Source organism: Sporosarcina sp. E16_8, assembly GCF_017347095.1.
Lineage (GTDB): Bacteria > Bacillota > Bacilli > Bacillales_A > Planococcaceae > Sporosarcina.
On record NZ_JADPRZ010000006.1, the window covers coordinates 99141 to 109929 of the forward strand.

Below are 10789 nucleotides of genomic sequence, written 5' to 3' on the forward strand. Positions count from 1 at the left end.
TTAAGAACAAAATAATTGTGGTAAACTTACAATGTTTATTTATTGACTTCTCATTACTATTATCATAGACTTCACACAGTTTGTCACGGTAAAATTTGTCGAACAGTAGAAAGGATACATAAAAAAGACCGGTTTCCCGGTCTTTTTCTTAAAATGAATTTTATGGAATTAGATTTTCATTGATTTAGATTCATAATGTTTCGATTAATTCCTTTCCATAAATCCCGACTTTATTCCTTCCAGCTTGCTTGCCACCTATGTACATTGCTCGGTCGGCATTACGCAACAGCTCTTTCGCATCTCCTGCATCCTCAGGAACACAAGCAACGCCAATACTAACAGTCATATGGATATCAACAGGCTCGCGCTCTTTAGATAGATCTGGAATGATTCGGAACGCAGATGATTCCACTTCTCTACGAATTTCTTCAGCGAGTTTGGCAGTTTCACGTTTCCCGTAATTCGGCAAGACGATGACGAATTCTTCCCCTCCATATCGTGAAAGTGTTGCTTCGACTGGAACAAATGATTCAAGCAGTCTAGCAAGTGCCTTAAGAAGGTCATTCCCACTCTGATGTCCATATGTATCATTAATCGATTTAAAATGGTCGATATCTAGCATTAAAACTGAAAGCGAATTTATTTCCCCTATATGAAATCGGATGATTTCTTCGTCCAATTTTGAATTGAGGTAGCGGAAGTTATGCAAACCGGTCAAACCACACCGTACACTTTGCTCAACAGTCTTTTCGTAATAGCGTGCCTTCACTAATGAAATTGCAAAGTATCCAGTTAGAACGTCAACGATTTTCATTTCCAGCGCCTGAAATACATTTTTCCGCCTGGAAGTTAGTATAAGAAACCCTTCCGTTTTCTGATTTCGCTTGATTGGAGCGGTCATGACACTTTCTACTCTTTGTAGAAATTCGAAGTTATTTAGTACCATTGCTTCCTTTTTAGTCGCAAAAATTTTTGGATTGTCTATATCCAATCCATCATCCACAGTCTTTTTCAGTTTGAATGAAAGTCCATTCACTTTTTTTGTAATAACCCCATATTCTGAAGCCATCAACGTTATCAAATGCTCCCCATTTCTTAGGTCCAGGACATAAGCATTATCATAAGGGACCACATCTTTCAGTTTTTCGATGAACGTCCGAATCACGTCTTCAAAGCCAAGGCGCTCGGCAAGTTCGCGCCCGATAATACCGGCAGAAGAAAGTTTGTCATTCAAATTATCGGACCGATTATACATTCTTGCAATTAATAAAACAAGAAGGAACGGGATGCCAATCAAAAGGATTGCATTATTACCAAAGTGGCCATTTAGAAAATAAAGGGTAATGCTGAACGGTAGTAAAATCATTGTAGAAGCAAAATCCCATAGAACAAATTTTTCCTTCAAAGAATATATGCCGAGTTCAAAATATAAATAGACTTGCATCAAAACACTATTAATAGTCGTATAACTAATGGCATAAATAAGTCCGAATAAGCAGATGTTCAAAAAATCCGTCGAACCAATTTCTCCACCTGCAAAATGAAATAAAGTTCCGCTCGCTAGTGAGATGAGTGTGAAGATTATCGAATTCACGCAAAAACGATGCAAAAGTGGCAAATCTGATTTCGTGCTCAATACTAGTATAAGCATTGCAATTTGCGTGAAAACCAACTCCGTAAATACCCCGTATTGAAAAAAAATAGTGAATGTAATCCAACGTTCAAATGAAACCGTAATATTGTTTAATTGCAAAGGCATTGTCATCGTCACGAATAGCAGTGCGAACAAAATGCTCAGATTCAACCATTCTATTTCTCTTGAAGGAAATAAAGTGAATGCAAGAAAGATGCCGAGAGGAACGATACCAATCCACGTAATAAAGGAAATAATCTGAAATCTTATAGATATCACCAACTCCACGGCACTTCCTTTCATTAATTCATTTCACATATTCAGCAACCCTATTGCGCCCTGCCTGCTTCGCACCTAAATATAGTGCACGATCCGCATTTCGCAGTAATGTCATCGCTTCATCTGTATCTAAAGGAGATGACGAAACACCGATACTGGACGTAATATGGACGACAAGCGGATACTTATCCTCGACTAGATCTGGAATTATGGTGAAATCATGGCTACCAATTTCAGCGCGAAGTTTTTCTGCGAACTCGACGGCTTCAGCTTTCGCAATACCTGGTAAAATGTAGACGAACTCTTCTCCTCCATAGCGGCCAACTGTCCCGCCAGTAGGTAGTGCAACTTCAAGTTTCTTAGCAAACAGATAAAGTATGTCGTTCCCACTTTGATGTCCATAAGTGTCATTCACTTGTTTAAAATAATCAATATCAAGCATAACGACTGAAAGATTGTTTATTTCGTTGTTTTTAAGCCTGTCCATTTCATACGTTAACCGTTCCTCAAGATACCTGTAGTTATAAAGCCCGGTTAACGCACAACGCTCATTCTTTGCAACTGCCTCTTGCATATAACGTGCTTTTTCCACTGAAACAGTGAAATAGGAACATAGTAAGTCTAAGATTTTCAATTGATAGCCATCAAAGAATGATTTCTTATCTGAGGCTAAAAACAAAACTGACTCAATTTTCTGGTTCCGTGAAATTGGGACACATAGTATACTTTGCATTCCATTAGGTGAATAATCTTTTGAAACCAATTCCCACTCTTTCCTTTCCGAATAGATGATTGGCTTATTCTGTTCAAGAACTGATCCCGCAATTCCTTGGCCCGCGGATAGAAGGGCAAAATCAATGTCAATGAATTTTTCATGTTCATAGGAACGGATGAGCTCAAGCCAACCATCCTGATGGTCAAATAAATACGTATAATCTGCATTGAACATGGTCGAAACTTTCATAACAAATTGGTCAATTACAGCCTTTTCCGTTAATAATTCTGAAAGGCCGTTACCAATGTCCCCCGCTTGCCGCAAATCAATATTGATTCTTTCCGAATTGTTATAAAGGCGGATAATTATTGAAATAAAGAAAAAAGGAATTCCTATTAATAAAAAAGATCCTGCTCCAACAAATTTCAGTAAATAATAGAACGTAAGCGACAAGGGCAGAACAACAAGAATCATCGCATAGTCAACCAATAGATCTTTTGAAAAGAAAGGCGAGTTAACTTTTTTGTAAACCGCATATATTCTCAGCACTATGTCATTGAATACTGTATGGATGAATTGATAGCAGAATACCGCAATGATTACTGGCCAAAATTCAATAGAGCCGATTTCCCCACCCACCCTATCAAAAACGACAGCAGCGATAATCGATAAAAAGATAAACAGTGTCGAGTTAATGAAAAAACGTTGTAGCAATGGTAACTTACTCGGCGATGACATAAGGATTGCAAGAATTGAAATTTGCATGACGATTATTTCAATAAAGAGTCCATACATTAAAAAAGCGGGCACAGTCACCCAGAGAACCAGGAATATCGGTATACCGTTCCTTAACATCGGATAGTAGGTTGTGAGGAATCCGAATACTATAAAAACCACCATGTACATCCAGTTTACTTGCACTGGAGGATAATTCAAAAAAACATAAATCAATCCAGTTGGAACCGTCAGTAACCACAAAATGAAATAACGCATAGTGGACTTATATACAACCTTCACTTCATTATCCACTCCCAAATAAATAAGTCAGAAAAAATAGAAGTAACCAAAAGTTTATCAGACCAAAACGGGTTTGTCACTATTATCCAAAATAATTCCCCTGCTAATTAACCCATTCCATAGTCCATTAGACTACTCAATAGATACAAGGAACCTGTTACTATTCTCTTTGTATCACTCTCCGTTACTAGTATTATAGTATTACCTTCAGTCGTTGTCACCTTTTTATCTCCATGGTGGCAATATTTCATTAATTGATCACCAGTAGCCGCTTGAGGATGGGGAAACGTCAAGAACGTGAATGATGCCGCAACCGGGATGAGCTCATCTAGCGTTTTCTCGATGTCTTTCCCTTTCAGCATCCCTATCACAAAGTCCACTTTCTCACCCGGGAATTCCGAGCGAATTGTGGCTGCTAATACTTTTGCAGCTGCTGGATTATGTGCCCCGTCCATAAATACACCAGGTGAAACCTCTTGGAAACGATGTGCCAGCTGCGTTGTAGCGACTCCCTTAGAGACCGCTTGTTGAGTAAGCTTGATGCCCGCCACAAGAAGTGATTGAATGGCAACCGCGGCATTCACACCTTGGTGAGGCCCTTTCATCTTTCGCCCAGCTAGCTGGAACGTTTCAGTTCCTTTAAATAGATCATCCTTCATAGTAAATTGCTCACCGTACATGAAAAACGGGCTACCTTGCTGATTCGAAATAGCGCGGATGACCTTGAGTGCTTCCTCTTCAAGTAACGGCCCTGTTACGACAGGAATCCCCTGTTTTATAATGCCCCCCTTATGCCTTGCCACTTCCGCAACAGTCGTTCCTAGAAACGCAGTATGATCAAGCGCTATTGAAGTAATAACCGAAACAAGTGGTGTCACGACATTCGTACTGTCCAGCAATCCACCCATCCCTGTTTCGAGTAAAACATAATCGGGCTCAAGTCGTCTAAACGTTGTAAATGCAGCAACAGTTAGCAATTCGAAATCTGTTAGGAACCCGCTCAATCCAACTTCCTTCATCGCCTTAAATGATTTATCTAATTCCTCTTCCGTTATCTTTTCGCCATTCATACGTATCTGATCATGAATGTCGATAATTGCGGGCGACGAAAAAACACCCGTCGACAATCCATGTTCCTTCAAAATTGCTTCCATAAATGCAATCGTAGAACCTTTTCCATTCGTCCCTGTTACATGGATGACTTGCAATTGTTTTTCGGGACTATCCATTTTTACAAGCGCTTCCTGCACTGCCTCCAGACCTGGCTTAATAGAGTCATCACTATCAATTCCCCATCGTTTTTTATATACATTCATTTTTGGAATCAAAACTATCCCTCCGTATGTTAGAATCTAGTTAGAAAAAGTATATCATTCCCGGAGGGTTCCTAATGCAAAGTTGTTGGGTTATTTATAATGGAAGTTTGACAAGTGATAAATTCAAGGATCAGGCTGAACTGATGAAAGAGGCTGCGGAACGTGCGGGTGTATGCACTGAACTTAAGAAGAACTATGAAGTGATGATGAATTTGGATACGATTTTAGAGAATCGTCCCGATTTCGTTATATTTCTAGATAAAGATATTCTTCTCGCTAATTTCCTGAAAAACTCGGGAATCCCTGTTTTCAACGATCCCGATGTCATTGAAACATGTGATAATAAAGCGATACAATATCTTGAACTTTCAAAGCAAGGCATTGCGATGCCCGAAACAATTATTGCACCAAAAGTGTATCCAAATTTCACAATTAAGGATTCAGACTACTATGAACAAGTGCTGGCACGTCTAGGACTACCGATGATCATTAAAGAAGGCCATGGTTCATTTGGCATGAAAGTGTATTTGATTGAAACGGAAAAGCAGTTTTATGAAAAAACGGATGAATTGCGTGGCATCGACTACGTATTTCAGAAATTCATCGCCACAAGCAGGGGGCGTGATATCCGGGTAAATATCGTCGGGGGTGAAATTGTAGCGGCAATGTACCGTCACTCTGAAACTGATTTCCGTGCGAATATTACGAATGGCGGTGTGGCGACAGTAATCGAACTATCACACCAACAAAAAACGTTAGCGATACAAGCTGCCCACGCTGTCGGTGCAGAGTTTGCGGGCGTCGACTTATTATTCGGTGACAATGAAGAGCCCCTCGTCTGCGAGGTCAATGCGGCCGCCCATATCCGTAATATTTACAATGTGACTGGGATTAATGTAGCAGATGCGATGATTGCGTATATTTTAAGGAAACTTGAATGAAGGGATATGTTTATTATTCAAAGGCTGAATCAGTGAGGAATCATCTGTTTATTGATGATTTGATAATCGAATCTGAAAAACTTGGGATTGAGCTCCGATTATTAACTGGGGATGAACGGCCCGATTCGAATACTGATTTCATTCTTTTCCGGGATCGGGATACTGGTCGAGCTTTCCAGTTTGAAAGGGATGGTTTAAGGCTATTTAATCGTGCTGAAGTAAATCGGATTGCGAATGATAAATTACAGACATTTGAACTGGCTACCCTGCTCGGTATTCCTGCCGTTCCGACAAATAGAATTCTTTCTATTGATGAAATCAGTTCCTATCCTTGTGTATTGAAAACGGTCGATGGTCATGGAGGGAACGAAGTTTTTCTTTGTACATCTGCTGCAGACACGAAGTTGTTTTTCACCAAATTCCACGACCGAAAACTAATTGTCCAACCCTTCATCGAATCCGGCGCCCGAGATATACGCGTATTTATGATTGGCAATGAAGTTGTCGGAGCTGTAAAACGCACCGGCAACGGGTCATTCAAATCAAATTATACGCTTGGTGGTTCCGTCGAAAAATACATACTATCTAGCTGGCAGGAAAAAGATGCCAAAACTATTTCCTTAGCAATAAAAAGTGATTATGTCGGAATTGACTTCTTGTTGTTGCCAAATGGCAGATGGATGTTGAATGAGATTGAGGATCCTGTTGGGGCGCGATCACTGTATATAACGCATGAGTTTTCGGTGGCTGGGGAATTAATGAGGTATATTAAGAGGAAGCTTTCCAAGGATTAATTAGTGACAAGTATTTGGGAAACATAAAGACAAACTCCATGAGTAAACATGCAAAAGCTCAGACATCTTCGTAGATGTCTGAGCTTTTGCATGATATTTTAATTGAGTAAGTGGTATTAAGAATGGCATCCGAGTGACTGACACCATGGATGAAGTTGAGATACAGATTCCCTTCCAATCCGCTGCGGCGCTTGGGGGATGCCTCCCGCCATAAGCCTGTAAGGCGCCTTCGCTCGATTTTCGCTTCTAGTCATATGTTTAATATATATTCGTTAACCTAAAGACAGATAGAATTCCAAAGCTGTTTTTAGCCAGAGAACTCATTATAATTGAATTGTGAGAGTGACTGGCACTAAAAATTAATTTGTTCTCGTCTAAGTTCCCAGTAACTCCAATGAATTTATGACATAAACATCTTACCATTTAATAATCTTGGACTCTTTAAGAATCTCAAAATCCTCAGAAACCAAAATTACTTTGTCTACCTTATACTTCGAATCTAATGTCTTATCATTGAAATAAGACAAAATGCCACCCATATAGTTGTGTGCTTTCCCATCAAAGCTTTCCCCCTTAGATTGCACAACAAAAACCCTACCACTTTCATTAATAGTGGCAGATGAGCCTGATATTGAATCATACCAAGTTGTTTCGAAAACACTTCCGAAGTTTAGATACATATACTGATCCACTTCTTTTTTAATGAAGGCTTCTAAGTTCGGCTGCGATCCATCACTTCTTAGCTCACTATAAGGATCTCGAGTATAAATTGTGTCGTTAGCAAAAAAAGTGCTCGACTCGAAACTATTCGTACTCAGGTAAATTGCTGCAATTGTAATAATTACGATAATGAGTGCATGGTGTCTTTTCTTCACAATAACTTCCTCCGAATTTCATTATTCTGTAAGTTATTTATGAGAATACTATAGATCTTTCAAGGATAGCTTGAGTGACCCCCAGCATCCGGGATTAACTAAATATTTTATATGTACTAGGAATATTAGGAATGACATCCAATTGCCTGTCACCACTGCCCTCCGACAACGTTCTTCACGTTGCCATAATACAAACTCAGTAACAGGGCAAACGGTGACTCGCACCGGAGATTAAAAAGCTCAGTTGAAAAGGTGCCAGGTTATAAAATGATTTAGAATTGCTACACAACCTGGCACCTCGCACTCTATGCAATGCTGGTTGGCGCCTCTTGCAAATATTAACCTTCTATTCTTAAAATTCGTAAACACCATTGAATTATATTAAAATATGGTGTTATTTATAATCTACTTTTTCTGTAATAGGTTTGTATTTATACCAGTCAATCAAGTTAGGCACTACCGTTGATTCTTGGTTCTGAATATCCGGAGTCTTTGGATATTCTATTTTTAATGTAAAACTACATTTTTCATTATATTCTTTTTGTGATAATTTAATAATACTGTTATTTGACTTATTCGAAGTGTTCAAGTAAAATACTTTACTTCCTAGCATATTGAGATCTCTAACTTCAAAGTTTTCTGTACAGTAAGTGGAGTTTTGTAATTCCAAAACATCAATCTTGGTAGACTTAGTTATGACTATTGAATTTCCAACTTTAATCTTTACTGGTGAGCTGAAAGTCTGGCCAACTTTTAATACTGAATGATCAAATTCCGAGGGAGTATTTATTTTCAAATAATCTCCTATTACCACCTCTGATTTTTGTAGTTTCAAAGATTGGGGTGAATCTAAATAAGAGTTCACTTTCATTTTTGTATCTTGAAATTCCCCGCCAGTATTTAGTTTTAAATAATCTCCAATAATTATTTCAGAATCCCTTATACTTAATCTGGAAGGTGCATCTAAGTATTTACCAACCTTAAGAGAAGATGATTCTAGATTTCCACCACTATTAAACTTCATAAATCCTCCTACAGTAAGTTGAGTTTTATGAATTATAATGGAGTTTGGTGTATTGAAATCTGTGCCTACCTGCATGATAGAGTCTAGTATCTTACTACCTGAACTAGATGCGAGGTAAGATTTCCCAATCAAAACATTTGATTTTTCAAAGTGAATTGTCCCCGTATCTTTAAAGTCGCCACCTATAAAGGCAGAAGAGTCATGTATCTTTGAACCTCCATATTTACTTATATTCCCATCAACAAATAACTTGGATTTTTGTACGTCTAAAAAGCTACCATTCGTATAAGCTTTCATGCGAAAATAAGAATCCTGTATTTTCAAGTCTTTATATCCAGAATAATCACCATCTAAATACACAACAGACATTTTTGAAATAGACTCTAAATCGGATGTTTTGTTCGTCGGATACAAACATTTTTCATCTGTAATATGCGTTAACTTTTCACATGTTTTTGTGGGCTTTATAACATCTTCACCCTTATCAGTACTAGGAGTAATATTAGGTATAAAAAAAACCATTTGAAACATCAGCTCTTCACTCTTTTTTTCCTTGTCATTTCCATTCTCCTTCTCACCTATTACATCTCCTGTAAAAGTAATTTTACGATTTCCATTTTTAAGTTGTTCTTCATTGATTCTTTTAGTTAGAAGTCTATGATAGTATTTATCAGTCATCCTGACTGGTCCTAATTCCATCATTTCATTTGCTTTATTATCAATTTTATCCATTAAATCACTCACCAAAAAGTCCTGGATTCCTTGATAATTTATAGGATTATCTTTACCATTTTTCGCATCTTGGACTTTTTTCTCTAACAATCTCTGTAGTTCATCTCCATCATATTCTTTTTTTAATTCCCACGTATAATAGTCTATACCTGATTCAGCAGACACGACGACTAGATTATTTTCATCAAGCGTTTTTTCTTGTGTAGCGTTACTTAACGCACCATGCATAAAAACGGCCGTTATTACAGTGATAAATACAATCGCAAATAAAACGATAAGTAGAGCATACCCTTTTTCATTGTTTTGCTTTTTCATCTAATTAACCCCCTTCTTCCGTTTAATCTGGATCAACAAAATCGATTATATAACGGGAGATTGTAGTAGGCACTTCAACACGTTTTTCTTCATTATTTCTTTTAATCACAGGATCGATGACCATAAAATCTTTGAGTTCCAAATTATCCTTTGGAGATGTATATGCCTTGTCAATATAAGGAGATTCTCCACTGTCTTTAAGCCGGTATTTAAATTGATTACTGATTACCTTATTATATTTCGGTATGCTATTGCCTATATCATCCATACATTCCGCAACTTTAACTTTGTCACGAATAATTGTCAATTTATATTTGTAGCAATGCCGATGAACTTGTTGTAATTCAGCAATAATATAGTTTGCTTCTTGCTGTAATCGCAGACTAGAAGTTTCTGAAATATTAAACTTAGTAGCAATTGAAACAGTCGTCCAAATAATTCCTGTGATTAATGTCATAATGATAAGGGTAGCAAGTACTTCCACTAAAGTCATTCCATCTTCATTTTTCAGCATGACAATCCCTCCTCTACTCTAACTTTAGATAACCAAACGTTTCACTGTTTAATTTACCATCCTTCTCTACTTTGATATGAATTTTGTATAGCTTAGGTATTCTAGAAGTCTCGCCCGCACCACTACAAGTCTGGAACTGTGTATCGTAGCAATCCACTAGGATATCATAGTTGCCTTCAGACAAATCATATGTTTCGAAAAAGTAAGGACTCTTACTATTCATAATCCTTTTATCAGGATTTAATCGAGTAGGTGCACCCTTTAACTTTGTTAATTCTTGCTTAGCGATGTTCATCGTCACCAATTTTGTCTCTGTCCTATTATTAATATTATTCATCTGAGGGAATATCGACATGAATCCAATAAACACAATACCTATAATAACAAGTGCGGCCAACACTTCAACCAGTGTCAGTCCACCTTCCCCCATACCCCTCTTCAGTTTAAACTTCCCCATATCTATCATCCTTTTCATTCGTACTATTAATGCCTATCCAAACCAAGCGAAGGTGCCTTACATGGGGTAGCAGAATTCCTAAGACTGACGGCGAAGCTGTCTGGCTTAGGGCTGGAGGCATCCCCTAGCGTCCTAGCGAATTCAATAGGATTCTCTATTTCAAGTTATATAATTGGA

The 10789-nt window shown here is 38.0% G+C and carries 9 protein-coding genes; 2 read left to right on the forward strand and 7 right to left on the reverse strand.

The annotated features are described in order from the left end of the window. Nucleotides 1-190: 190 nt before the first annotated feature. The 3 genes from I2484_RS07270 to I2484_RS07280 all read right to left on the reverse strand — a co-directional run bounded on the left by I2484_RS07270 (nucleotide 191) and on the right by I2484_RS07280 (nucleotide 4972). Nucleotides 191-1912 (reverse strand): sensor domain-containing diguanylate cyclase, encoded by a 1722-nt coding sequence (locus tag I2484_RS07270; RefSeq protein WP_346014164.1) that lies wholly within the window; start codon nucleotides 1910-1912, stop codon nucleotides 191-193. Nucleotides 1913-1940: 28 nt separating this feature from the next. Continuing rightward, entirely contained in the window at nucleotides 1941-3644 is a 1704-nt protein-coding gene (locus I2484_RS21815) for a diguanylate cyclase (RefSeq protein ID WP_207150376.1), read from the reverse strand. A 107-nt stretch (nucleotides 3645-3751) separates the two neighbouring features. Next, nucleotides 3752-4972, reverse strand: coding sequence for a bifunctional folylpolyglutamate synthase/dihydrofolate synthase (locus tag I2484_RS07280; protein WP_207150377.1), 1221 nt, complete (start codon nucleotides 4970-4972; stop codon nucleotides 3752-3754). A 62-nt stretch (nucleotides 4973-5034) separates the two neighbouring features. On the opposite strand from I2484_RS07280, the gene I2484_RS07285 reads away from it, so the two are divergent. Both I2484_RS07285 and I2484_RS07290 read left to right on the forward strand, forming a co-directional pair. Further along, the gene (locus I2484_RS07285) at nucleotides 5035-5901 is read left to right on the forward strand and encodes an ATP-grasp domain-containing protein (protein ID WP_207150378.1); all 867 of its coding nucleotides are present in this window, start codon (nucleotides 5035-5037) and stop codon (nucleotides 5899-5901) included. Beyond that, nucleotides 5898-6695, forward strand: coding sequence for an ATP-grasp domain-containing protein (locus I2484_RS07290; RefSeq protein ID WP_207150379.1), 798 nt, complete (start codon nucleotides 5898-5900; stop codon nucleotides 6693-6695). The genes I2484_RS07285 and I2484_RS07290 overlap by 4 nt, the downstream gene beginning before the upstream one ends. Before the next feature lie 416 nt (nucleotides 6696-7111). On the opposite strand, the gene I2484_RS07295 is transcribed toward I2484_RS07290, so the two are convergent. The 4 genes from I2484_RS07295 to I2484_RS07310 form a co-directional block, all read right to left on the reverse strand. Continuing rightward, nucleotides 7112-7570 carry a hypothetical protein gene (locus I2484_RS07295; protein ID WP_207150380.1) on the reverse strand — a complete coding sequence of 153 codons (459 nt, stop codon included), beginning with the start codon at nucleotides 7568-7570 and terminating at the stop codon, nucleotides 7112-7114. A 394-nt stretch (nucleotides 7571-7964) separates the two neighbouring features. Beyond that, nucleotides 7965-9641, reverse strand: a complete 1677-nt coding sequence (locus I2484_RS07300; RefSeq protein ID WP_207150381.1) for a hypothetical protein — start codon at nucleotides 9639-9641, stop codon at nucleotides 7965-7967. Nucleotides 9642-9663: 22 nt separating this feature from the next. Beyond that, nucleotides 9664-10155, reverse strand: coding sequence for a PilW family protein (locus I2484_RS07305; protein WP_207150382.1), 492 nt, complete (start codon nucleotides 10153-10155; stop codon nucleotides 9664-9666). Between the two features lie 13 nt (nucleotides 10156-10168). Beyond that, entirely contained in the window at nucleotides 10169-10612 is a 444-nt protein-coding gene (locus tag I2484_RS07310) for a type IV pilus modification PilV family protein (RefSeq protein WP_207150383.1), read from the reverse strand. Nucleotides 10613-10789: the final 177 nt, after the last annotated feature.

Excerpts from the sequence above, each read along its gene's own strand:
- I2484_RS07290 (WP_207150379.1), top strand. The coding sequence starts at position 5,898 with ATGAAGGGATATGTTTATTATTCAAAGGCTGAATCAGTGAGGAATCAT.
- I2484_RS07305 (WP_207150382.1), bottom strand. The coding sequence starts at position 10,155 with ATGCTGAAAAATGAAGATGGAATGACTTTAGTGGAAGTACTTGCTACC.
- I2484_RS07300 (WP_207150381.1), bottom strand. The coding sequence starts at position 9,641 with ATGAAAAAGCAAAACAATGAAAAAGGGTATGCTCTACTTATCGTTTTA.
- I2484_RS07310 (WP_207150383.1), bottom strand. The coding sequence starts at position 10,612 with ATGGGGAAGTTTAAACTGAAGAGGGGTATGGGGGAAGGTGGACTGACA.
- I2484_RS07285 (WP_207150378.1), top strand. The coding sequence starts at position 5,035 with ATGCAAAGTTGTTGGGTTATTTATAATGGAAGTTTGACAAGTGATAAA.